Origin of the sequence: Adhaeribacter radiodurans, assembly GCF_014075995.1 — a bacterium.
GTDB classification, from domain to species: Bacteria; Bacteroidota; Bacteroidia; order Cytophagales; family Hymenobacteraceae; genus Adhaeribacter; species Adhaeribacter radiodurans.
Window position 1 is genome coordinate 5150914 of sequence record NZ_CP055153.1, and the last position, 24831, is coordinate 5175744.

Sequence of the window (24831 nt, forward strand, 5' to 3'; positions counted from 1 at the left end):
TTTTATCTGTTTTGTAATTCCGATTGTCTTGCTTTAGTTGTTTGTTTAGAAGCAATTAAAGCATCATATTCTTCTTTAGAACCTACTATTAAGTTGTTGTACTCTCGTAAACCTGTTCCTGCTGGAATCAAGTGACCAACAATAACGTTTTCTTTTAATCCTAACAGCTCATCAGCCTTGCCTTTAATGGCTGCTTCGCTTAACACTTTAGTAGTCTCCTGGAAGGATGCAGCAGAAATCCAGCTTTGAGTACCTAACGACGCTTGTGTAATACCTTGCAAGGTCGGTTTAGATACGGCTGGTTGAGCATCCCGGACGGTTACTGCACGGAGATCACGACGTTTCAAGCTTGAGTTTTCATCGCGTAAACGGCGAGAAGTTACAATCTGGCCTGGTTTCAAATTAGTAGAATCTCCAGAGTCTTCCACTACTTTCATGTCAATAATGGTATCGTTTTCTTCCATGAAAGTAACTTTATCCACCACTTGATTTTCAAGGAAGGTAGTATCTCCTGGATCAATTACCATAACTTTCTGCATCATCTGGCGAACGACAACTTCAATGTGTTTATCGTTGATTTTTACACCTTGTAAACGATAAACTTCCTGAATCTCATTTACCAAATACTCCTGAACGGCACCTGGACCTTGAATATTCAGAATATCGGTTGGCGTAATAGCTCCATCTGACAATGGTAAACCAGCCCTCACAAAATCATTATCTTGTACCAGGATGTGTTTTGATAATGGCACCATGTATTTTTTCTTCACGCCATCTTTCGATTCAATGAAGATTTCCCGGTTACCACGTTTCACACCACCATAAGATACCACACCATCAATTTCAGAAACTACTGCGGGGTTAGATGGGTTACGGGCTTCAAATAATTCAGTTACCCGAGGCAGACCACCTGTAATATCTCTGGTTTTACCAATAGCACGTGGAATTTTTGCTAAAATCTGGCCAGCACGGATTTGTTCTCCATCTTCTACCGTTAAGTGCGCTCCTACTGGTATATTGTACCCTTTGCTTTCGCCGTTACTTGGATTTACTACAATTGATGGATTCTGGGTTTTATCTTTTGTTTCTATAATCACTTTTTCCCGGTGACCAGTCTGTTCATCAGATTCTTCCCGGAAAGTAATACCTTCAATGAGGGCTTCATAAGAAATTAAACCATCAAACTCTGAAAGAATAACGGCATTATACGGATCCCAAGAACAAATTTCATCGCCTTTCGTGATGGTTTGTCCTTCTTCTACTGTTAAGAAAGATCCATAAGGCACGTGATTGGAGATCAAAATTTTGTTAGTACCTGGTTCTACAATTCTTACTTCACCAGAACGTCCCATTACTACTTTAACGGTATTTCCTTCGTTGTTAACTGTTTCTATGGTCCGAACATCTTCAAACTCGATTTCTCCGGTAAATTTGGCACGAATAGCCGCATCTACCGCAATGTTTGAAGCGGTACCACCTACGTGGAATGTACGAAGAGTTAACTGGGTACCTGGTTCACCAATTGATTGAGCGGCAATAACACCAACTGCTTCACCTTTCTGTACCATACGGCCAGAAGAAAGATTACGACCATAGCATTTTGCACAGATACCACGCTTGCTTTCACAAGTTAATACAGATCGGATCTCTACTGTTTCAATGCTGGTAGCTTCAATCTTTTTGGTAATTTCTTCTGTAATTTCGCTTCCAGCTTCTAAAATCATTTCATTAGTAACCGGGTCAATTACGTCATGCACATTGACCCGACCCAAGATACGCTCTGAAAGAGATTCTACAATATCTTCATTGTCTTTTAAAGCACTTACTTCCAGACCACGTAAAGTACCGCAATCTTCTTCGTTCACAATAACATCTTGCGATACGTCTACTAAACGACGGGTCAGATAACCAGCATCTGCAGTTTTAAGTGCAGTATCCGCTAAACCTTTCCGAGCACCGTGAGTCGAAATAAAGTACTCAATTACATCTAAACCTTCTTTAAAGTTAGAAAGAATCGGGTTTTCAATAATCTCACCTACTGAACCCTGTAATGACTTCTGTGGCTTTGCCATCAGACCCCGCATACCACCTAACTGACGAATCTGCTCACGGGAACCACGGGCTCCAGAGTGCATCATCATGTAGATAGAGTTAAAACCTTGATCGTCTTTTTCCAGACGGCTCATCAGGGTTTCAGTAATTTGGTTGTTAATACGAGTCCAAATATCAATTACTTGGTTGTATCGTTCGTTGTCCGTAATCAGACCCATAGAGTAGTTTGCCCAAACAGCATCTACATCTTTTTTAGCCTGCTCAACCAGGATGTCTTTTTCTTTTGGAATTACAATATCACCTAATCCCATAGAAAGGCCACCTTTATAAGCTGACTGGAACCCTAAGGTTTTAATATCATCCAGGAATTGGGCTGTACGAGCCATACCCGTTGCTTTAAACACACGGGAAATAATTTGTTGCAGCTTTTTCTTAGTTAGCAGCTCGTCCACGAAACCAACTTCTTCTGGCACAAACTGATTAAATAACACCCGACCAGCTACAGTTTCGATTACTTTCGTAACGATTTTGTCATTTTCATCCAGAACGTTAGTCCTAACCTTAATATAGGCATGTTTAGATAATTGCCCTTCGTTAATAGCAATGATTACTTCTTCTGCACTATAGAAAATTCTACCTTCCCCAGCAATCTTCTCAGTTTCAGTGGTACGCTTACCTTTAGTTACATAATACAAACCCAATACCATGTCCTGAGATGGTACAGCAATAGGAGCACCATTGGCAGGGTTCAAGATATTATGGGAGGCCAACATTAACATAGAAGCTTCCAAAATAGCTGCTGGTCCCAGTGGTACGTGCACCGCCATTTGGTCACCGTCAAAGTCAGCGTTGAATGCGGTACATACTAATGGATGTAGCTGAATCGCTTTACCTTCAATCAGTTTTGGCTGAAAAGCTTGAATACCTAAACGGTGCAGAGTTGGAGCGCGGTTAAGTAATACAGGATGTCCTTTCAATACATTTTCTAAGATATCCCATACAACCGGATCTTTGCGGTCCACAATTTTTTTAGCCGATTTTACTGTTTTGACAATACCCCGCTCAATCAGTTTACGAATAATGAACGGCTTGAAAAGCTCGGCTGCCATATTTTTAGGTAAACCGCATTCATGCAATTTAAGCTCCGGACCTACTACAATAACCGAACGACCAGAATAGTCAACCCGCTTACCTAATAAGTTCTGACGGAAACGACCTTGCTTACCTTTCAACATATCGGAAAGAGATTTCAAGGCCCGGTTACCTTCTGCCCGAACTGCATTAACTTTACGAGAGTTGTCAAATAAAGAGTCGACAGCTTCCTGTAACATTCGCTTCTCATTCCGCAGAATTACCTCTGGCGCTTTAATCTCAATCAAACGCTTTAAGCGGTTATTGCGGATTATAACCCGACGATATAAGTCGTTCAAGTCAGAAGTAGCAAAACGACCACCATCTAATGGAACTAATGGCCGTAATTCTGGCGGAATAACCGGTACCATGCGAATAACCATCCACTCCGGCCTATTTTCAATGCGGGTAGCCGCATCCCGGAAGGCTTCTACAACGCGCAAACGTTTTAAAGCCTCTCCTTTACGTTGCTGAGAAGTTTCATGCGCAGCAGAATAACGTAATTCATAAGACAAGTCATCAAGGTTTATGCGGGTTAATAATAACTCCAGCGCCTCAGCACCCATCTTAGCAATAAATTTATTCGGATCGCTGTTATCCAGCATCTGATTTTCGCGCGGAAGTTTATCTACCATATCCAGGTATTCATCTTCCGTTAAGAAATCTAAAGTATTTACGCCATCTTCTGCTAATATACCTGGCTGCACTACTACATACCGCTCGTAGTAAATAATTTGGTCGAGCTTCTTAGTTGGTAAGCCTAGTAAATAGCCTATTTTATTTGGCAAGGATTTAAAGTACCAAATATGAGCAACAGGTACTACTAACTCTATATGCCCCATGCGTTCGCGACGTACTTTCTTTTCGGTAACTTCAACCCCGCAACGGTCACAGATAATACCTTTATATCTGATTCTTTTGTATTTACCGCAGTGACATTCCCAATCTTTAACTGGACCAAAAATTCTCTCACAGAACAATCCTCCCATTTCTGGTTTATATGTTCTGTAATTGATAGTTTCTGGCTTTGTTACTTCGCCGTTCGACCGCTCCAGAATGGATTCCGGAGAAGAAAGGCTAATTGTGATTTTGGAAAAGTCCTGAACTAGTTTTTTATTTTTTGCAAATGTCATTTTTCAGATTTGAAAATTTTACAATTTGTCTCTTTAAAGAATAGAACGAATATTAAGCAAGAAACATTTCTATTTCTTGCCTAATAATTAATTCTACCTCAATTAATCTAATGTGATTTCAAGTGCCAAGCCTCTTAACTCATGAATCAATACATTAAATGATTCAGGAATATTTGGTTTTGGCAACACATCGCCTTTTACAATAGCCTCGTAAGCCTTCGCTCTTCCGATCACATCATCTGATTTTACCGTTAAGATCTCCTGTAAGACATGGGATGCACCAAATGCCTCCAAAGCCCACACTTCCATCTCACCGAAACGCTGACCACCGAATTGAGCTTTACCACCTAACGGCTGTTGCGTAATAAGTGAATACGGTCCAATAGAACGCGCGTGCATCTTATCATCCACTAAGTGCCCTAATTTGAGCATATAAATTACACCAACTGTTACAGGTTGATCAAATTTATCGCCGGTTAATCCATCATACAGATAAGTACGACCATAACGAGGAACACCTGCTTCGGCCAACTCAGCAGACACCTGCTCTTCCGAAGCACCGTCGAATATTGGAGTAGCGTATTTTTTACCTAATCTCAAACCTGCCCAGCCCAATACTGTTTCGTAAATCTGACCGATGTTCATCCGCGATGGTACCCCGAGTGGATTTAAAACTATATCCATTGGTGTTCCATCTTCTAAAAATGGCATATCTTCTTCGCGAACAATACGAGCTACTACCCCTTTATTACCATGGCGACCAGCCATTTTATCACCAACTTTAAGCTTACGCTTTTTAGCAATATAAACTTTTGCCAATTGCACTATACCTGCTGGTAATTCATCACCTACTTCTAAGGTAAAGCGTTCCCGCTTAAACCGAGCCGAAATATTGTTACGACGCTTGTTATAATTCTTAACCAGCCCAATAACCATATTATTGATACGATCGTCAGCAGTCCAGTTTTCCAAAATCAGGTCCTTAAATAAGTTAACCTCTTCTGGAACGGCATAATTACTTTCGTCCTTATATGGGTTCTTATCTGGGAATAAATTTTCGGCGATATTTTTCCGTGAAAATTTCACGCCTTTCGACATGATTTCATCTCCGAATTTATGCTTTATACCATTGGCAATTTGTCCATCAAGCAAGGTGGTAAGTTTATCCACCATTATGTTTTTAACAGCTTTCAACTCACTGTTATAATGGGATTTTAAATCTTCCACTTCTTTCTTAGACTTAGCCCGCAGGTTTTTATCTTTTTTCGGACGCGAGAATAATTTTGTCTCAATTACCACACCATTTAAAGAAGGCGGTGCTTTAAGCGAGGCATCCTTCACATCACCAGCTTTATCCCCAAATATGGCACGTAGTAATTTTTCTTCCGGAGTTGGATCAGTTTCTCCTTTAGGAGTGATTTTACCAATCAGAATATCACCTTCTTTAACTTCCGCTCCGCGACGGATAATACCATTTTCATCTAAGTTCCGGACTGCTTCTTCGCTTACATTTGGAATTTCAGAAGTTAATTCTTCTTCACCACGTTTCGTTTCACGAACTTCCAACTCGAATTCTTCAATGTGGATAGAGGTAAATACATCATCTCGAACAACTTTCTCCGAAATAACAATTGCATCCTCGAAGTTATAACCTTGCCAAGGCATGAAGGCAACTTGTAAGTTACGACCTAAAGCTAATTCACCATCATTAGTAGCATATCCTTCGCATAATGCCTGTCCTTTTCTAACTACCTCACCTTTATGTACAATCGGCATTAGATTGATACAGGTATCCTGGTTAGTTCTCCGGAACTTAATAAGGTCGTAGGTTACGTACTCAGCGTCAAAGCTGACAAGCTTATCGTCTTCGCTCAGGTCGTATTTTACTACTACCTTATTTGCATCTACATACTCCACTATACCTGAACCTTCAGCTACAATTAAAGTACGTGAATCAATAGCAGCCCGACCCTCTAAACCTGTACCAACAATAGGTGCCTGTGGTTTTAATAATGGTACCGCCTGGCGTTGCATATTCGATCCCATCAAAGCCCGGTTAGCATCATCATGCTCCAAGAATGGAATCAATGAGGCCGCTACTGATACGATTTGATTAGGTGCAACATCCATATAGGTATAAGTAGATGGCTCTGTTACTGGGAAGTCACCTTCAAATCGTCCTTTCACTCTATCATTCAAGAAATTCCCTCTTTCGTCAATGATTGCATTCGCTTGAGCAATATGGTGAGTATCTTCTTCTTCGGCAGTCAAATAAACTACTCCTGTTTCTACTTCTACTTTACCATCTGTAACCTTGCGGTAAGGAGTTTCAATAAAGCCCATATTATTCACGCGTGCGTGTACACACAACGAAGAAATCAGACCAATATTAGGTCCTTCCGGTGTTTCAATTGTACACAAACGACCATAATGGGTATAATGCACGTCACGTACCTCAAATCCTGCTCTTTCCCGGGAAAGACCTCCTGGCCCTAAAGCTGACACCCGCCGTTTGTGCGTAATCTCTGCTAACGGATTAGTTTGATCCATGAACTGAGATAATTGGTTCGTTCCAAAGAAAGAGTTAATAACAGAAGAAAGTGTTCTTGCATTGATTAAATCAACTGGCTTAAACTCTTCATTATCCCGAACGTTCATCCGTTCTTTAATGGTACGGGCCATACGAGCTAAGCCAACACCAAATTGCGCATATAATTGCTCTCCAACTGTACGAACCCGGCGATTGCTTAAGTGGTCAATATCATCAACAACAGCTTTGGAATTAATTAAACCAATGAGGTACTTTACGATTAATACTATATCCTCATTAGTCAGAACTTTAGCATCCCAGTTATTATCTAAGCCTAACTTCTTGTTAATCCGATAACGTCCAACATCACCTAAATCATAACGTTTGTCGGAGAAGAATAACTTTTGGATTATATCCCTAGCCGTTTCCACGTCAGGAGCTTCTGTATTCCGCAATTGACGGTAGATTTGTTCAACTGCTTCTTGCTCTGAATTTGAATTATCTTTTTGTAAAGTATTATAGATGATTGTATAATCCGCAATATTTACATTCTCACGGTGCAGGATAATTGATTTTGCTCCTGAATCCAGAATTGTATCAATATCTTCTTCCGTTAACGTTGAATCGCGTTCTAATAAAACTTCATTTCTGTCTATAGAAACTACTTCACCGGTATCTTCATCCACAAAGTCCTCCGTCCAGGTACGTAATACCCGAGCTGCTAACTTGCGGCCTACCGCTTTCTTCATGGTTTTTTTATCGGCTGGTACTTCTTCCGACAAACCAAATAAATCCAGAATGTCTTTATCTGTACCATAACCAATGGCACGCAGCAAAGTAGTAACCGGAAACTTCTTCTTCCGGTCGATGTAAGCGTACATAACGTTGTTTACGTCAGTAGCAAATTCTATCCAGGAACCTTTAAATGGAATAATCCGGGCTGAATATAACTTGGTACCATTAGTATGCTTGCTTTGCGCAAAGAATACGCCTGGTGAACGATGTAGTTGAGAAACAATAACCCGTTCCGCTCCATTAATTACAAAAGATCCTTTTTCCGTCATGTAAGGAATGTTTCCTAAGAAAACTTCCTGCTCAATGGTTTCAAAATCTTCGTTATCTTCATCATTGCAAATCAAACGAAGCTTTGCTTTTAAAGGAACGGAGTAAGTTAATCCTCTATCAATACATTCGTCAACCGAATATTTAGGTGGATCGACATGGTAATCGATAAACTCGAGTACAAAATTTTCCCTTGAATCAGAAATTGGGAAATTTTCTGCAAACACCTTAAATAATCCTTCATCCGTCCTATTTTCAGCGGGTGTTTCTAATTGAAAGAAATCACGGAAAGATTGAAGCTGAACATCGAGGAAGTCGGGATAATCAATTACTGGGGTAATCGAAGCGAAGTTTATCCGCTCAGTTATTTTATGTTTAGCCAAAACTTTGAAATTTAAAGTTTACAAACTTATTTAAGTAATCCCAAATAAGAGATTACAAACATTGTACAAAAGTATTTTTGGTACAAACAGGAAAAGACCTGACTAAATTGCCAGGTCTACTTATTGGTAGGAATTGTAAGTTAGATAATTTATTATTTTACCTCCACTTCAGCACCAGCTTCTTCTAAAGATTTTTTTAGAGACTCTGCTTCATCTTTAGCAACACCTTCTTTCAATGGTTTTGGAGCTGCATCTACTAATTCCTTAGCTTCTTTCAATCCTAAACCAGTTAATTCTTTAACTAACTTCACAACTGCTAGTTTAGAGGCACCGGCACTTTTAAGTACTACATCAAAAGCTGTTTTTTCTTCAACTGCAGGAGCATCTGATCCACCAGCAGCACCGCCGGCTACCATTACAGGAGCTGCAGCTGCCGGCTCAATGCCGTATTCATCCTTCAGGATTGTAGCTAGTTCATTTACCTCTTTTACAGTTAAATTTACTAACTGCTCAGCGAATGCTTTTAAATCTGCCATTTTTTATTAAAAATTAAAAGTTATTTATTTATTGTTTAAGTTATTCTTTTTCGGATAATGTTTTCAGAATACCAGCCAGCTTATTTCCACCTCCCTGAAGAGCAGATATAACATTTTTAGCTGGTGACTGTAATAGACCAACAATTTCTCCAATGAGATCTTGTTTGGATTTGATGGTGTTAAGAACCTCTAAATTTTCAGCCCCTACAAAAACATCGCTGTCTATATAAGCTCCTTTGAAAGCTGGTTTTGGTTCTACTCCTTTTGCATAAGCTTCCGACTTATAGAAAGCTTTTAAAAGTTTTGCCGGAGCACTACCAGATTCTTTTGAAAACAATATACCGGATTGGCCCTTCAGCACAGTGTCCATTGCCGAAGTATCTGCCGATAAGGTATCTAAAGCTTTGCGTATTAAAGTGTTTTTATACACTTTATACTCCATACCTTTATCAAAACACAATTTCCGGAAGCGGTTAATGGATGCTACCGTTAAACCAGCAGCATTCGTAATATAAAAGTATTGATGTGTAGCGAACTTTTCCGCTAATTCGTCAACTATCGCTTGTTTTTCTTCCCTTGTCATTCTTTTATTTCCCTGAAGTTAAACTTGGATCTACTGAAACAGCGGGGCTCATTGTGCTTGACAATGTTATACTTCTGATATAAGTTCCCTTTGCAGAAGATGGTTTTAACCGATTTAAGGTAGAAATTACTTCAGATGCATTTTCAGCCAATTTATCCGGTGAAAAAGAAACCTTACCAATGCTTGTATGGATGATTCCTGTTTTGTCTACTTTAAAATCAATTTTACCAGCCTTTACTTCTTTAACTGCTCTACCGACTTCTGGAGTTACAGTTCCAGATTTAGGATTTGGCATTAAGTTCCGAGGCCCTAAAATTCTTCCTAAACGACCCACTTTTGCCATTACAGAAGGCATGGTTATAATAACATCTACATCAGTCCAGCCTTTCTCAATCTTTTGAATGTACTCGTCCAAACCTACATAATCTGCTCCGGCATCTTTAGCTTCTTGCTCCTTATCAGGGGTGCAAAGAACTAAAACCCGAACAGTTTTACCTGTACCATGTGGTAATGTTGCTATGCCACGAACCATTTGATCCGCCTTACGTGGATCCACACCTAAGCGTACATCAATATCAACCGAAGCGTCAAACTTAGTAAAAGTAATTTCTTTAACTACTCCTGCAGCATCTAACAAAGAATATTCTTTGCTTAGATCTAATTTAGCTAAAGCAGCTTTTCTATTTTTAGTATTTTTTGCCATAACTACCTCTCCTTATTCGCTCCAGGGAGCTTTACCCGTTACTGTAATACCCATGCTTCGTGCTGTACCTGCTACTAATTTCATAGCAGATTCAATTTTAAATGCATTAAGGTCTGGCATTTTTGTTTCTGCAATTGTTCTTACCTGATCCCAAGTTACCGAACCAACTTTATTACGGTTCGGTTCTTTTGAACCATTTTTAATTTTAGCTGCATCTAGTAATAATACAGGCGCCGGAGGAGTTTTAATAACAAAGTCGAATGACTTATCTGTGTAGATGGTAATCAACACTGGACATATTTGGCCAGCTTTATCCTGAGTTCTAGCATTAAATTGCTTGCAAAACTCCATGATGTTTAAGCCTTTCGAGCCAAGTGCAGGTCCAATCGGTGGCGACGGATTCGCAGCACCTCCCTTTACCTGAAGTTTCAGGTAACCTTTTATTTCTTTTGCCATTTTTTAAATTTTGCTTTACCCTTAATTGGTTAAAGCCTGTTTCATGAATCTTGCTCCTTAAAATATAAACTGATACTTGGAGCGACTAGCACCAGCTTTTAAGATTCTTTCTCTACTTGCATGTAGTTCAACTCAACTGGTGTATTTCTACCAAATATTTTCACCATAACGTTAAGTTTCTTTCTTTCTTCGAATACTTCTTCTACAGTACCAGAAAAACCATTAAAAGGACCATCCATCACTTTAACAGTTTCTCCTACAATAAACGGAGATTCTAAAGTTTCTTCTGTTTCATCCGTTTCATCCACTTTACCGAGAATACGGTTCACCTCGGCAAGGCGGAGCGGTACTGGCTTTTTCGTTGCTGAACCTTCATTCGCACCTAAAAACCCAATTACTCCCGGCGTGCTAATAATTATATGTTCTGCCTCACCATGCGACAAATCAGCATGAATTAGAATGTAACCTGGGAAGAAATTACGTTCTCGCACTCTCTTCTTACCATTCCGCATTTCATAAACCTTTTCTGCCGGAATCAAAACCTGAGGCACATATTCCGTAAGTTCTTGTCTAGCTATCTCTGTTTCGAGGTAAGATTTAGCTTTCTTTTCTTGACCACTAACTGCACGAACTACATACCATTTTAAATCTGCCATTCGCTATATAATTAAAACTGGTTGTAGAACCAAGACAAAGTTGAGTCGTACAAAAAGTCCATAAAGCCAACAACAATCGCAAATACAACTGAACCTATTAATACTAAAACCGAACTGTTTTGCAGTTCACTATATTTAGGCCATGAAACACGATGTCTCATTTCCTCAATTGTATCGTGAATATATTTTCTAACCTTTTCCATCACCTTCGAAACAGACGAATTTATTTGCACGGGTGGAGAGACTCGAACTCCCAGCCAATGGTTTTGGAGACCACTACTCTACCAATTGAGCTACACCCGTAAAAAAATGCACACCATTTTTGAAATGGAGTGCAAATTTAACAATTTTCTATATAGAAACAAACCCGCTCCTGAAATTTATTCCGGAAGCGGATTTGTTTCTGATTAATTTAGTCTAAAATTTCAGTTACCTGACCAGCACCAACTGTACGACCACCTTCACGGATCGCAAAACGAAGGCCTTTTTCCATTGCTACTTTGTTAATTAATTTAACAGTAATAGTAATGTTATCACCTGGCATAACCATTTCTACCCCTTCTGGAAGAACAATCTCGCCTGTTACGTCAGTTGTACGCAAGTAGAACTGAGGACGATATTTGTTAAAGAATGGAGTATGACGGCCACCTTCTTCTTTTGAAAGAACGTAAACTTCTGCCTTAAACTCAGCATGTGGCTTAACAGAACCTGGCTTACAAATAACCATACCGCGACGGATTTGGTCTTTGTCAATACCACGCAATAATAAACCTACGTTGTCACCAGCTTCACCTCTGTCCAAAATCTTGCGGAACATTTCCACACCAGTTACAGTAGACTTTAAGCCTTCCGCACCCATACCCAAGATATCAACCTGCTCACCAGAGTTGATTACACCACGCTCGATACGACCAGTTGCTACAGTACCACGACCAGTAATAGAGAACACATCTTCAACTGGCATTAAGAACGGCAGATCAGTTAAACGAGTTGGAATCGGAATAAAGCTATCCACTGCATCCATTAATTGCTCGATGGTAGCTACCCATTTGGCATCACCATTTAAACCACCTAATGCAGAACCTTGAATTACCGGAATGTTATCGCCATCAAAATCATAAAACGATAATAATTCACGGATTTCCATTTCTACCAGTTCCAACAATTCTGGGTCGTCTACCATGTCCACTTTGTTCATGAAAACAACCAATTGAGGCACACCTACCTGACGAGCTAAAAGGATGTGCTCACGAGTTTGTGGCATTGGACCATCAGTAGCAGCTACTACCAAGATAGCACCGTCCATCTGAGCAGCACCAGTAACCATGTTTTTAACGTAGTCAGCGTGACCAGGGCAGTCTACGTGAGCATAGTGACGGTTAGCAGTAGCATATTCAACGTGTGAAGTATTAATGGTAATACCGCGTTCTTTTTCTTCGGGAGCGTTATCGATAGAGGAAAAGTCTCTTTTCTCGGCAAGACCTTTGTTCGCTAAAACCTGAGTGATAGCGGCAGTCAGGGTTGTTTTACCGTGGTCAACGTGCCCGATGGTACCGATGTTAACGTGCGGCTTCGAGCGATCAAAATTTTCTTTTGCCATTTTACTTATTATCTAATTGTTTAATTTTTGATTGTTTTCTGTAATATATAAAACCGCTTAACAAGCACACAGCTTGGCTAAGCGGAAAATGTTATTGAGCCAACGATGGGAATTGAACCCACGACCCCTTCCTTACCAAGGAAGTACTCTACCCCTGAGCTACGTCGGCAGCACTAAAAAATTAAAGAACTGTAATACTAAGCAAAACAGTTCTTTAATCTTGGTATTGAGCGGGAGACGAGGTTCGAACCCGCGACCTACAGCTTGGAAGGCTGTCGCTCTACCAACTGAGCTACTCCCGCTTGTTTAATAAATGATTTTTAAATGAGTAAATGGCTGAATTAATTATATTCTATTCTATTCACCCGATTACTAATTCACTCATATAATTTGGTGTGGGGAGAGAAGGATTCGAACCTTCGAAGTATCACTACAACGGAGTTACAGTCCGTCCCATTTGGCCGCTCTGGAATCTCCCCGGCTTACATTAATTTAAGAACTTTCTCCTTTCGTTAGGCATGCCGTTTCGTAAGGAGTTGCAAAATTAGATGCTTTTTTTTCTTTATCAAATTTTTCAAAAAAAAAGTTCGAAGAATTTAGCAATTTGGAGTTTTGCGTTACTCCACCATACTGCTATATATCCGAATTAGCTTCGGATCTTTTTCTTTAGCCTTAATATCTGCGAGAAGTAATTTCTGAGTTTCTGGATCGCTGGCAATACTTAATGCCTGAAAAGCAGCTAACCTTACAAAGTATGTTTCATGATGACGGGCCATATCTTCGAGTTTTGCTAAACCTTGCTTTAAATCTACCTGAGCACCAAAGTTCATCAGATACCCGCCAAAGTTCTGAGTAAAGAAATAAAGATTCTCACCTTTTATAGTTTGAACATTTTTCATGAACCAATCAAAATAAGCCGGTCCGCCAAACCGAGCGTAATAACCTGATAAAGCTCTTAATACTTCGTTATTTTTAGTGTTATCAAATTGCTTTAATTGAGTTGCTACTTGGCTGTTTTTAGTTGTAATAAATCCTTCGATACCAGCAGCCACTACTGCATAAGAAGAATCGGTAAGAGCTTTTTCTAAAACCGAAGTAGCATCAACATTTGGGAAGGTTGCAATTGCGGTTACGGCATCTGCTCTTACAATACTCTTTTTATCATTCTTAGCTGTCTCTCTCAATTCTTCCACTACTGGCTTGGACTCAGTTCCTGTATATTTAGCAAGGGCTGTTAAAGCTGCGGAGCGGATTTGCGGGGTCTCATCTTTTAAAGCCATACGCATCATCTTTAAAATTTGCGGATCATTTACTTTATCGGTGAGCTTGGTAATAGCCTCGTATTTAGCTAAGTACTGATTTACATGATTAAATTGATAAAGTAATTCGGCTTGGGTTTTAAAATGGTCTATTTTACCTAAGAGTTGTTGTTCGGCATCAAACAGTACTAGATTTGGTTTAGAGCTAGCTAGCAAATTAAAAGTTTGACGAGCCTCCGTTATGGTAATATTATGTTCTTTTTTCTGGCTTCCTTCCCATACAGCTACTTTTAACGGCAAGCGGTAAACTGGGGTATATAATGAATCTTGTTGCTGGATTACTGTTAATTGCACCTGCCCATTTTGATATGTATGTGTAATTTTTAAATCAGGATGCCCCGGTTTCAGAAACCATTGATCAAAAAACCAATTCAAATCCTCACCAGTTACATCTTCAAAGGCTATTCTTAATTCGGCTAATTCTACGGAAGTAAATTGGTGAGTAAGCAGGTAATTTTTTAAAGCAGTGAAGAATGCTTCATCTCCCACGTAATTGCGAAGCATGTGCAATACCCGGCCACCTTTGGCGTAAGAATGGCTATCGAACATATCTTCCTTATCCTTGTAATAATAACGGATTAAAGGTTCTTGTTTGGTTTCGGATTCGGCTAAGTATTCGTTTAATTCTTTTAAATTTAAGACATCGGCAGCGGCTTTGCCGTATTTGTATTCTTCCCAGAGATATTCGCTGTAATTAGCAAAAGACTCATTGAGTGGCAAATTGGCCCAGCTTTCCAAAGTAACTAAATCGCCGAACCATTGGTGAAATAGTTCATGGGCAATAATAAAGTCCCAATTTGTATCCTGTAATTCTCTTTTGGTTAACTGCAGGCTTTCCATAAAAACCGAAGCCGTAGTATTTTCCATAGCTCCCGAAACATAATCCCGCACTACTACCGATGCATATTTTTGCCAAGGAAAATCCACCCCCAGCTTTTTAGAAAAAAATTCCATCATTTCGGGAGTATTGCCAAAAATTGCTTTAGCCGTATTTGCAAACTGGGGCTCTACATAATAGTTTACGGCCAGATTGCGCCATTTATCCTGCACTACGGCAAATTCGCCTACAGCAATCATGGCCAGATACGGGGCATGGGGCTTATCCATTTTCCAGTAATCGGTTCGGGTGCCATCAGTATTTTTCTTAGAATTTACCAGAAGACCATTAGAAAGTGTAATATATTTTTGATCTACCGTTAAGTATATCTCCTGCGTCATGCGCTCGTTAGGAGAATCAATGGTTGGCATCCAAGCGGAGTTGGCCTCGGTTTCTCCCTGCGTCCAGATTTGCTGCGGTTTATTTGGCTCTTTGCCGAGTGGATTAATAAAATAAAGACCTTTATCAGAGGTTATGGCTGCGCTGCCTTTTACCTGTAAGTTATTAGGATTAGCTACATAGATAATTAAAATTTTATATTCCTGATTACGGTTATAAGTTTTATCAAGATTTATAGTAAGTTTTTGATTATCATACTTATAAGCCAGATCTTTATTAGTAGAACCTGTAATTAGTTTTACACTTTTAATGGTAAACCCTTTGGCATCGAGTACGACAGTATTTTGCGGGTAGAAGAATGGCTTTAACGTTAAAGTTGCTTCTCCGATAGCTTGCTGCTTGCTCCAGTCGAAACGTAATTTTAAGTTGGTGTGAATTAAATCCGATAATCTGGTAATAGAAGGATTGTAAGTTCCTTTTTTAGAAGCCCACTCCGGAATACCACTGTTAATTTTTTGTGTGGTATCAGGAATAGGAGCCATTGCTGTAGAACTGATAATAGGTGTTTGACTTGTTGGAGAATTAGTTTTACACCCAGCTTCCATTACTAACAAAAACAGCAAACTCAGGCCACCCCAAAACTTATCATTCATATCCCGGATTGTTTTAAATTTGCCCGCAATTTCTGCATTTACTTCCGGATTTCAATTATCTTTGAGCCCCAAAACAATATCTTTACTATGCTACAAGTAAAAACTGCTAACGGAAATACATGGCAGGTTGATATTAAAAAAGACAGTATACTTGTAGATAATTCCCTTTTCCCCTGGGACTTAGTTCAATTAGGCCCAAATCAATTTCACATTATCCAGAATAATCAATCGTATACTGCTGAAGTAGTAAAAGCAGATTATACCACTAAAAGTTTTAGTATTAAGATTAATGGTGTTTTGTACGAGCTATCTCTTCAGGATCGTTTTGACTTACTGCTAGATAAACTGGGTATGGGCCAGGTTAACACCAAAAAAATTAACGAAGTAAAAGCACCAATGCCAGGCCTTATTTTAGAGATAAAAGTAAAGGTAGGGCAAGAAGTAAAAAAAGGCGATCTTATTGTAATTCTGGAAGCTATGAAAATGGAAAATATTTTGAAATCACCGGCTGACGGTTTAGTAAAAGTTATTAAAGTGGATGTGCGCCAAAACGTAGAAAAAAATCAGGTTATATTAGAGTTTTAATTCTAATAAATACAGAAGCAATAATTGTTCAAAGCTCAACTTTATTAAAGTTCAAATAAAAATAAATTTTATTATATATAGTAATTTATCTTTTATCTTTGCGCCCGGTTTATCCTTAAAATTGAGGTTGTTCAATTATTAATGTGAATTAAAAATTTATAGAAATAAACATAGCGGATTAGCTATGAACAGTAAAATAAATGAAATACAAACGGATTCTTTTAAAATTAAGCGGTGAAGCGCTGATGGGTGATCAGCAATACGGCATTGATACCAAACGACTGATTCAATATGCGCACGAAATTAAAGGCGCTGCTGATTTAGGTGCTGAGATTGCTGTAGTAATTGGTGGTGGAAATATTTACCGTGGTTCCCAAGCCGAATCTATGGGTTTAGACCGGGTTCAAGGCGATTACATGGGTATGCTGGCAACCGTTATTAACAGTATGGCCTTACAAAGTGCCCTCGAAAAAGAAGGCATTAGTACCCGCTTATTATCTGGTATCAATATTCAGCAAGTATGCGAACCATACATTCGGCGTCGGGCAATGCGCCATTTAGAGAAAAACCGGGTAGTAATATTTGGTGCCGGCATTGGTAGCCCTTATTTTACCACTGATTCTGCTGCTAGTTTACGAGCTGTTGAAATTGAAGCAGATGTAGTGTTAAAAGGAACCCGCGTAGATGGTATTTACTCTGCCGATCCGGAAAAAAACCCGGATGCCGTACGTTTTACTCATTTAACTTTCCAGGATGTTTTTGAGCAAAACCTGAATGTAATGGACATGACCGCTTTTACTCTTTGCAAAGAAAACGATCTGCCCATTATTGTATTTGATATGAACCGCGCTGGTAACTTGTGTCGTATATTAAACGGAGACGACTCCGTAGGCACTTTGGTGTCTTCTTAAGAGTGCAATAGCTATATTTTAAGTGACCCAGCTTTTTATTACTATTTAAAATATTCCTTTTTTGTATACGTTTTGCGTTAGAGTTTTTAACCGGAACCCTTACCAACAATCATCTATAAAATTAATATGGAAGAAGAAATTCAGTTTTATATCAGCGAAGCAGAAGAATCTATGGCGAAAGCCTTGCAGCATACCGGCATTGAATTAAGTAAAATTCGGGCAGGCAAAGCTTCTCCGGCCATGATTGAAGATTTGCGGGTAGATTATTACGGCACCTCTACTCCTATTTCGCAGGTTGCTAACATTAGTACGCCAGATACGCGTACATTGCTAATTAAGCCTTGGGAGAAGAATATGCTGGGTGAAATTAACAAAACTATAAAAAACAGCGATTTGGGCCTTAACCCTTTACAGGAAGCGGACGCTGTTCGTTTAAATATTCCGGCTTTAACCGAACAACGCCGCCGGGATTTAGTAAAACAAGCTAAAAGCGAAGGCGAAAGTGGTAAAGTAAGAGTACGGAATATTCGCAAGGATGTAAACGATTCGCTGCGTAAACTCTTGAAAGAAGGTGCTGCCGAAGATTCTATCAAAGATGCCGAAGCCAAAGTGCAAAAATTAACAGATTCTTATATTGTTAAGGTAGATGATTTACTAAGCAAGAAAGAAACAGAAATAATGACTATCTGATTTTACATATTTACTAAAAACAAAAGCCTCTTTGTTAACATACAAAGAGGCTTTTATTTTTACTGGCAAAGATAGGTTTACTTCTAATTAAGATATACCATATAAGTATTTTACTTTTCTGTTTTAGAAGAGAAATAAAGCTTTTATAGTTTTAATACTTGTATTTAGTAATAATTAATATTATGCTAAGATGTTGTAAGATAAGCTGTAAGCAAAATTATTAAATTTAAACCAGCAAAAACGTTATCTTACCCCCTAAAGCTTCGTTTACTCGGTGCATATACTTTACGCAAGAAAAAATTCTGTATGGAAGAAATAGATAACACTCCTCAGTTAATTAAAGATGATGGTTGGCTAAGCCCGTACGAACCAGAAATAATAGCCCGCCAGGAGCGGTATGCTCAAACATTACAAAAAATTCAGAACCAGCACGAATCACTTCATCAATTTGCCGATCGGCACAAATACTTAGGTATTAATTACGATGCAAAGAGTGAAGGATGGTGGTATCGGGAGTGGGCACCGGCAGCTAGTCAACTTTATTTAACTGGCGATTTTAATGATTGGAATCGGGCTAGTCATCCTCTACAGAAAAATGAACAGGGAATTTGGGAAATATTTTTACCTGATCAAGAATATAAAGGTAGGTTTGGTCATGAAACAAAAGTAAAAGTACATGTGGTAGCGGCCAATGGTAATCTGGATCGCATCCCCCCTTATATTCGGCGGGCTGTGCAAGATCCGGTTAGTTATGATTTTGCGGGTCAGGTTTGGTTACCGGAAGATCCATTTGTCTGGACTGATGATGCTTTCGCCACTACCAATATTACCGAACCCGTAATTTATGAATGCCATCCGGGAATGGCTCTGGAGAAAGAAGAAGTAGGCACTTTCCGCGAATTTGCTGATCAAATTTTGCCCCGTATCCAGCGTGATGGCTATAATTGCATCCAGCTTATGGCTGTAATGGAACATCCGTATTACGGCTCTTTTGGTTATCATGTCTCTAATTTCTTTTGTCCTTCGTCGCGGTTTGGTACGCCCGAAGATTTAAAATACCTCGTGAACGAATCCCATAACTTGGGGGTAGCTGTGATTATGGATGTGGTACATTCGCACGCGGTAAAAAATATTGCGGAGGGTTTAGCCTTTTTTGATGGTTCCGGCGATCAGTATTTTTATCCCGGCGCACAGGGTTTCCATCCAGCCTGGGATTCGCGGGTATTTAATTACGGAAAACCAGAAGTGCAGCAGTTCTTACTTTCAAATGTTAAATATTGGCTGGAGGAATTTCATTTTGATGGTTTCCGGTTCGACGGAGTAACTTCTATGTTGTACCAACATCATGGCGAAGGAGTAGCATTTGATAATTATAATAAATATTTCCGGGAAGGAGTAGATGATGCTGCAATTTTGTACCTGCAACTAGCTACATCCTTAGTACAAGAGGTAAAACCTGGCGCCATTTGCATTGCCGAAGACATGAGCGGCATGCCTGGCCTTTGCCGCACTATAACCGACGGGGGTATTGGTTTCGATTACCGCTTAGCCATGGGTATTCCCGATTACTGGATTAAACTTCTGAAACATAGCCGCGATGAAGACTGGGATATTTATGAAATGTGGGGAGTACTTACCAACCGCCGCTACCGGGAAAAAACAATTGCTTACGCCGAATCGCACGACCAAGCCCTAGTAGGAGATAAAACTTTGGCTTTCTGGCTCATGGACAAGGAAATGTATTTTCATATGAGTGTCGATGATCCTAATTTAATTATTGATCGGGGTATAGCGCTGCACAAACTTATCCGACTTATTACCATTTCTTTGGGAGGCGAAGGTTATTTAACCTTTATTGGTAATGAATTCGGGCATCCAGAGTGGGTTGATTTTCCAAGGGAAGGCAATAACTGGAGCCATAAACATGCCCGTCGGCAATGGTCTCTGATTGATAACCCAAATTTAAAATATAAATTTATGGGCAATTTTGATCAGGCAATGGTTAAAACTATTTTGAAATACCATGTTTTAGCTGCTCCTCAAGGGCAACAACTTAACATGGATTCTGCCAATAACATTATTGTTTTTGAACGGGCTAATCTAATCTTCGTCTTTAATTTCAACACCCAAAATTCACTATTCGGCTATACTTTTACGGTTCCGCAAGCCGGTACATACCAGTTGATTTTAAATTCAGACGATTCAGAGTTTGGTGGATTTAACCGTATTGATCCAAGCGTAAAGTATTTTACCTACGAAGAAGAAAAAACAGCGAAACTTCGTATTTATACTCCTAACCGTACGGCCTTGGTCTTTAAGTTACAAGATGACTGATGATCTTATGCCTAATTAGTTGAGAAATGTATTTTAATCATTAAAAAGAAAAGCAGGTAATTAACCTGCTTTTTTTATGTGCCTTGATTAAGCATTTTTAAAAGGTAAGTACAAAAAATTAAAAATTCGTTAACAAGTTAGGTGGTTCGTTATTCTATTTATATAATTCTAAAAACGAGGATTTTACCAGATACATTTTGAAATAAAATATTGTAAATTGTTTACAAATTGTTGTAAATATTAATCAATTTTCTATTCAAAAACCACCTAATGGACAGAAGAGAAGCCATGTTGAGAGTGGCTGCCTTAATGGGCAGTGCAGTCTCTGCTCCCCTCCTATCAGGCCTAATGTACAGTTGCCAAAGCAAAACCAGCAACAACCAAGACACTGATACTAAAACCACCACAGTAGTCTCGGACAAACACAAGGCCATGATTGAGGAAATCACGGAATTAATTATTCCTAAAACAAGTACGCCGGGTGCTAAAGAAGCCAAAGTACCCGAGTATGTATTAATTATGCTCGCTGATTGCTATCCGCAGCAGGAACAGCAGCGCTTCTTTAAGGGATTAGATACCTTAGATGAACGCGCCAAGCAAGCCTACGGTACCGAGTTTGTAGATTGCAAACCCGACCAGCAAGTAGCCTTATTGCAGAAAGAAGAAGAATTGGCCATGGCGGAACAGAAGGAACAAAGAAAAATTAAGGCTCAAGCAAAAACTCGCGAAGAAAGAGAAAAACAAGATGATCCTCCTTTCTTTTCAATGATGAAGGAAATGACGATTGTCGGTTATTTTACTTCGGAAGCTGGTGCAACAAAAGCTACTGCTTACGTGCAAGTTCCTGGACGTTTTGAAGCTTGTACGGACTTACAACCCGGCCAAAAAGTTTGGGCTACTTAAAATTACAACTGGTTTCTACCTCTTTTAGTCTTATTAAATTTTATTACTCCTTAGATGTTAAAATATTCATGAATATAAACGGTAAAGCTAAAGATCAAAATACCTACGATGCTATTGTAATTGGTTCGGGCATTAGCGGTGGTTGGGCAGCAAAAGAACTCACCGAAAAAGGCCTTAAAGTAATTATGCTGGAAAGAGGGCGCAATGTGGAGCACATAAAAGATTATACTACGGCCATGAAACACCCATGGGAATTTACGCACCGGGGAAAAATTACTTTAGCTCAAAAAGAAACGCACCCGTACCTGAGCCGCGATTATCCTTACAACGAAACCAACGAAAGTTTCTGGATAAACGATAATGACGCTCCTTATAGTGAAAAAAAACGTTTTGACTGGTATCGGGGCAATATTGTAGGCGGAAAATCTATTATGTGGGGCCGTCAATCGTACCGTTTGGCTGATCTTGATTTTGAGGCAAATGCCAAACAAGGTATTGCAGTAGACTGGCCCATCCGATACAAAGATATAGCGCCGTGGTACGACTACGTAGAAAAATTTGCGGGTATTAGCGGGGCAAAAGAAAATATTCCTCACCTTCCTGATGGCGAATTTCTGCCTCCTATGGAATTAAACTGCGTAGAAAAGGAAGTAAAAAAGCATATTGAATCAAAATTTAAAGGTCGTCATTTAACTATTGGGCGGGTTGCTAATTTAACACAACCGCATAATGGCCGCGCGAATTGCCAATACCGCAATTTATGCAGCCGCGGTTGCCCGTATGGTGCCTACTTCAGCACACAATCTTCTACGTTGCCGGCTGCCGTGAAAACTGGAAACCTTACTTTACGCCCGCACGCGTTAGTAACCAATATTATTTACGACGAAAAATTAGGCAAAGCTACCGGCGTCAGTATTATTGATACTGAAACAAATGCTACTGTCGACTACTTTGCTAAAATTATATTCGTAAATGGTTCTACGTTGGGTAGCACCTTTGTTCTTTTAAATTCTACATCCAGTCGTTTTCCTAATGGCTTGGGCAACTCAAGTGGTCAATTAGGCCATAATCTCATGGACCACCACTTCCGCATTGGTGCCGGTGGAGAAATGGATGGCTTTGATGACAAATATTATTATGGCCGTAGGGCAAATGGTATTTACATTCCTCGATTCCGGAATTTAGGAGATGAAAAACGCGATTATATCCGGGGATTTGGCTACCAAGGTGGAGCCAGCCGTGATAGTTGGATGCGGGGAGTAGCTGAAATGGGCATTGGCGCTAACTTTAAGGAAGAAATTACTAAACCAGGTAAATGGAAAATGAATTTAACCGGCTTTGGTGAGTGCTTGCCTTACTACGAAAATCAGGTAACTTTAAATAAAGACCGCAAAGATAAGTGGGGGTTGCCTACTTTAGATATTGATGCTGAATTTAAAGATAATGAGATGAAAATGCGGAAAGACATGATGAACGATGCTGCCGAAATGTTAGACGCTGCAGGTTTAAAGAATGTCACTACGTATGATAATGGTTCTTATCCAGGTATGGCAATTCACGAAATGGGTACTGCCCGTATGGGTCGTGATCCTAAAACATCGGTACTAAATGCTTTTAATCAATTACATGAGGTAAAAAATGTTTTTGTAACCGATGGTGCCTGCATGACTTCTGCAGCTTGTCAAAATCCATCTTTAACGTATATGGCCTTAACTGCCCGCGCAGCAGATTATGCCGTTTCTGAGTTAAAGAAAGGCAATATTGCTTGATATAGAATTAGCGCATAAAACAAAAAGACCACATTAAATGTCGTCTTTTTGTTTTTAAAAAGGTTATCTTAAACGCACAACATTATTATTCTACAACTTTTTCAAAAATCTGAAGAATTTCTTCGGTTGCATTTTCCCAGGTAAGTTGTTCAATATCCTGGTAAGAATCTGCTATTACTTTAGCTCTTAATTCTTCGTCTTCGAGTAAGGAAATAATGTGCGCTGCCATGGTATCAGTATCATCATAATCGGCTTTTAAAGCACTATGCAGTACTTCACCTACCCCCGATTGATTAGAAATTACAGCAGGAACTCCAAATTGAGCGGCCTCAATTGCAGATAAGCCAAAAGGTTCTGAAACAGACGGCATGCAATACACATCCGCTATTGCTAGCAGGTTCTCTACTTTTTCACGGTCCAGGTAACCGGTAAACTCAAACTTATTATCTAACTGCAAATACTGATCAGAGGCAATAAGATCTTGCAATTGATTACCGGTACCCGCCATTACAAATTGCACATCTTTGTTTTTCTCTAAAACTTTCGAGGCAATATCCAGGAAATAAGAAGCTCCTTTTTGCTCTGTTACGCGCCCCAGGAACAACACAATTTTATCTTCGTCGGAAGCTTTTTCTTTTCGCTGTTTCAGCGTTGGTTCAATTCCATTGTACACCGGCTGAATGCGTTCGCCCGAAACACCGTATTCATTTTGAATTATTTTAGCCGTATACTCACTTACCGGAATAATAAAATCAGCTTTTTCTAAGGCTTGCTTTTCTAATTCGTAAATCCAACCCTGGCTATCTTTACCAGCCCGGTCGTAACTCAGCGAGTGCACATGTACCACTAAAGGTTTACCACTTACTAATTTTAACTCCACACCCGCTAAAAAAGTCATCCAATCGTGCGCATAAATCAAATCGAAATCTTTCTGCGAGGCCAACCGAGTGGCATAACGGGCATATTGGATAACAGCCGAATTTGCGTCCATATTTTCCAGGCTAGTTTGGCCAAATACATTTAGCTCCTCTACTGGCTCAGTGATAGCTACCGGATGGTAAGCTTGTTTTACCGCCGTGGTGGTTGCTTCTTCCGGCTCGGTATTTTGCACAACAGAAGAAATCTCTGCTGGTAAATCTTCTTCTGTTTGATACGGCGTAATAGTAGAGGGCACATACATTACATCGCCAAAAGTAGAATAATCAGGTTTAACAAACTCAGCTTTAATGTTTTGAATATCAATATTGTTCAAGCCAGTTAAATTAACATTCTGCAAAATAAAATCCGGATCGGATTTAGGCAGAATCAGGGTAAGATCTACCTTGTCGGCGAGAGACTTAGAGATACCGTAACAAGCAGTACCTAACCCTCCAGAAACAATGGGTGGAAACTCCCAACCTAACATTAATACCTTTAGCTTTTTCATGTAAGTAACCTTTTTGTAAGTGTTTAAACAGAACCAATAATATTTATTTATGAATAATTCTACTTTTTATTATAATAATCAAAAATTACTATATATATTTACTAAAATCCTTGACTGATTATTACTTTGAAGGATGTATACGAGAGATTACTTTTAAACTTAATCAAAAATATGATTAAATCTTAGCTATAAATTAATCA

General features: G+C 39.4%; 17 protein-coding genes and 4 tRNA genes. 6 read left to right on the plus strand and 15 right to left on the minus strand.

Annotated elements, in window-relative coordinates; genetic code table 11:
- Nucleotides 1–2: 2 nt before the first annotated feature.
- From rpoC to HUW48_RS20650, 14 genes are all read right to left on the minus strand, one after another.
- On the minus strand, nt 3–4316 hold the full coding sequence (gene rpoC / locus HUW48_RS20585; protein ID WP_182412731.1) for a DNA-directed RNA polymerase subunit beta': 4314 nt from the start codon (nt 4314–4316) through the stop codon (nt 3–5).
- Nucleotides 4317–4418: 102 nt separating this feature from the next.
- Nucleotides 4419–8291 (minus strand): DNA-directed RNA polymerase subunit beta, encoded by a 3873-nt coding sequence (rpoB, locus tag HUW48_RS20590; RefSeq protein WP_182412732.1) that lies wholly within the window; start codon nt 8289–8291, stop codon nt 4419–4421.
- A 152-nt stretch (nt 8292–8443) separates the two neighbouring features.
- On the minus strand, nt 8444–8827 hold the full coding sequence (gene rplL / locus HUW48_RS20595) for a 50S ribosomal protein L7/L12 (RefSeq protein ID WP_106930187.1): 384 nt from the start codon (nt 8825–8827) through the stop codon (nt 8444–8446).
- A 40-nt stretch (nt 8828–8867) separates the two neighbouring features.
- Entirely contained in the window at nt 8868–9410 is a 543-nt protein-coding gene (gene rplJ, locus HUW48_RS20600; RefSeq protein ID WP_182412733.1) for a 50S ribosomal protein L10, read from the minus strand.
- Between the two features lie 4 nt (nt 9411–9414).
- Complete coding sequence (gene rplA, locus HUW48_RS20605) at nt 9415–10113, minus strand: 50S ribosomal protein L1 (RefSeq protein ID WP_182412734.1); 699 nt, start codon at nt 10111–10113, stop codon at nt 9415–9417.
- Nucleotides 10114–10125: 12 nt separating this feature from the next.
- Nucleotides 10126–10569: a 50S ribosomal protein L11 gene (rplK, locus tag HUW48_RS20610; RefSeq protein ID WP_182412735.1), complete on the minus strand. Its 444-nt coding sequence runs from the start codon at nt 10567–10569 to the stop codon at nt 10126–10128.
- A gap of 98 nt (nt 10570–10667) precedes the next feature.
- Nucleotides 10668–11225: a transcription termination/antitermination protein NusG gene (gene nusG, locus HUW48_RS20615; RefSeq protein ID WP_182412736.1), complete on the minus strand. Its 558-nt coding sequence runs from the start codon at nt 11223–11225 to the stop codon at nt 10668–10670.
- A gap of 11 nt (nt 11226–11236) precedes the next feature.
- Nucleotides 11237–11428 carry a preprotein translocase subunit SecE gene (gene secE / locus HUW48_RS20620; RefSeq protein ID WP_182416463.1) on the minus strand — a complete coding sequence of 64 codons (192 nt, stop codon included), beginning with the start codon at nt 11426–11428 and terminating at the stop codon, nt 11237–11239.
- Between the two features lie 27 nt (nt 11429–11455).
- Nucleotides 11456–11528: transfer RNA gene (locus tag HUW48_RS20625), tRNA-Trp, on the minus strand.
- A gap of 109 nt (nt 11529–11637) precedes the next feature.
- Entirely contained in the window at nt 11638–12825 is a 1188-nt protein-coding gene (gene tuf, locus HUW48_RS20630) for an elongation factor Tu (protein ID WP_182412737.1), read from the minus strand.
- A 97-nt stretch (nt 12826–12922) separates the two neighbouring features.
- Nucleotides 12923–12994 (minus strand) — tRNA-Thr (locus HUW48_RS20635).
- 60 nt (nt 12995–13054) lie between these two features.
- Nucleotides 13055–13127, minus strand: a tRNA-Gly gene (locus HUW48_RS20640).
- Nucleotides 13128–13221: 94 nt separating this feature from the next.
- A tRNA-Tyr gene (locus HUW48_RS20645) sits at nt 13222–13304 on the minus strand.
- Between the two features lie 138 nt (nt 13305–13442).
- Entirely contained in the window at nt 13443–16013 is a 2571-nt protein-coding gene (locus tag HUW48_RS20650; protein ID WP_182412738.1) for a M1 family metallopeptidase, read from the minus strand.
- 87 nt (nt 16014–16100) lie between these two features.
- On the opposite strand from HUW48_RS20650, the gene HUW48_RS20655 reads away from it, so the two are divergent.
- The 6 genes from HUW48_RS20655 to HUW48_RS20680 all read left to right on the plus strand — a co-directional run bounded on the left by HUW48_RS20655 (nt 16101) and on the right by HUW48_RS20680 (nt 23205).
- Nucleotides 16101–16598: an acetyl-CoA carboxylase biotin carboxyl carrier protein subunit gene (locus HUW48_RS20655; protein ID WP_182412739.1), complete on the plus strand. Its 498-nt coding sequence runs from the start codon at nt 16101–16103 to the stop codon at nt 16596–16598.
- 200 nt (nt 16599–16798) lie between these two features.
- The gene (gene pyrH / locus HUW48_RS20660; RefSeq protein WP_182412740.1) at nt 16799–17509 is read left to right on the plus strand and encodes a UMP kinase; all 711 of its coding nucleotides are present in this window, start codon (nt 16799–16801) and stop codon (nt 17507–17509) included.
- Nucleotides 17510–17635: 126 nt separating this feature from the next.
- Nucleotides 17636–18199: a ribosome recycling factor gene (frr, locus tag HUW48_RS20665; RefSeq protein ID WP_182412741.1), complete on the plus strand. Its 564-nt coding sequence runs from the start codon at nt 17636–17638 to the stop codon at nt 18197–18199.
- Nucleotides 18200–18505: 306 nt separating this feature from the next.
- Nucleotides 18506–20533, plus strand: coding sequence for an alpha amylase C-terminal domain-containing protein (locus HUW48_RS20670; protein ID WP_182412742.1), 2028 nt, complete (start codon nt 18506–18508; stop codon nt 20531–20533).
- 270 nt (nt 20534–20803) lie between these two features.
- On the plus strand, nt 20804–21436 hold the full coding sequence (locus HUW48_RS20675; protein ID WP_182412743.1) for a gluconate 2-dehydrogenase subunit 3 family protein: 633 nt from the start codon (nt 20804–20806) through the stop codon (nt 21434–21436).
- Nucleotides 21437–21504: 68 nt separating this feature from the next.
- Nucleotides 21505–23205, plus strand: coding sequence for a GMC oxidoreductase (locus HUW48_RS20680; protein WP_182412744.1), 1701 nt, complete (start codon nt 21505–21507; stop codon nt 23203–23205).
- 85 nt (nt 23206–23290) lie between these two features.
- Here the strand turns inward: HUW48_RS20680 and HUW48_RS20685 are convergent, their stop codons facing one another.
- Nucleotides 23291–24631, minus strand: a complete 1341-nt coding sequence (locus HUW48_RS20685; protein ID WP_182412745.1) for a glycosyltransferase — start codon at nt 24629–24631, stop codon at nt 23291–23293.
- Nucleotides 24632–24831: the final 200 nt, after the last annotated feature.

Coding starts and splice junctions, on each gene's coding strand:
- nusG (WP_182412736.1), bottom strand. CDS start 11,225: ATGGCAGATTTAAAATGGTATGTAGTTCGTGCAGTTAGTGGTCAAGAA.
- HUW48_RS20650 (WP_182412738.1), bottom strand. CDS start 16,013: ATGAATGATAAGTTTTGGGGTGGCCTGAGTTTGCTGTTTTTGTTAGTA.
- HUW48_RS20675 (WP_182412743.1), top strand. CDS start 20,804: ATGGACAGAAGAGAAGCCATGTTGAGAGTGGCTGCCTTAATGGGCAGT.
- frr (WP_182412741.1), top strand. CDS start 17,636: ATGGAAGAAGAAATTCAGTTTTATATCAGCGAAGCAGAAGAATCTATG.
- rpoC (WP_182412731.1), bottom strand. CDS start 4,316: ATGACATTTGCAAAAAATAAAAAACTAGTTCAGGACTTTTCCAAAATC.
- HUW48_RS20655 (WP_182412739.1), top strand. CDS start 16,101: ATGCTACAAGTAAAAACTGCTAACGGAAATACATGGCAGGTTGATATT.
- HUW48_RS20670 (WP_182412742.1), top strand. CDS start 18,506: ATGGAAGAAATAGATAACACTCCTCAGTTAATTAAAGATGATGGTTGG.
- rplA (WP_182412734.1), bottom strand. CDS start 10,113: ATGGCAAAAAATACTAAAAATAGAAAAGCTGCTTTAGCTAAATTAGAT.
- pyrH (WP_182412740.1), top strand. CDS start 16,799: ATGAAATACAAACGGATTCTTTTAAAATTAAGCGGTGAAGCGCTGATG.
- HUW48_RS20685 (WP_182412745.1), bottom strand. CDS start 24,631: ATGAAAAAGCTAAAGGTATTAATGTTAGGTTGGGAGTTTCCACCCATT.
- HUW48_RS20680 (WP_182412744.1), top strand. CDS start 21,505: ATGAATATAAACGGTAAAGCTAAAGATCAAAATACCTACGATGCTATT.
- rplJ (WP_182412733.1), bottom strand. CDS start 9,410: ATGACAAGGGAAGAAAAACAAGCGATAGTTGACGAATTAGCGGAAAAG.
- rplL (WP_106930187.1), bottom strand. CDS start 8,827: ATGGCAGATTTAAAAGCATTCGCTGAGCAGTTAGTAAATTTAACTGTA.
- rplK (WP_182412735.1), bottom strand. CDS start 10,569: ATGGCAAAAGAAATAAAAGGTTACCTGAAACTTCAGGTAAAGGGAGGT.
- tuf (WP_182412737.1), bottom strand. CDS start 12,825: ATGGCAAAAGAAAATTTTGATCGCTCGAAGCCGCACGTTAACATCGGT.
- secE (WP_182416463.1), bottom strand. CDS start 11,428: ATGGAAAAGGTTAGAAAATATATTCACGATACAATTGAGGAAATGAGA.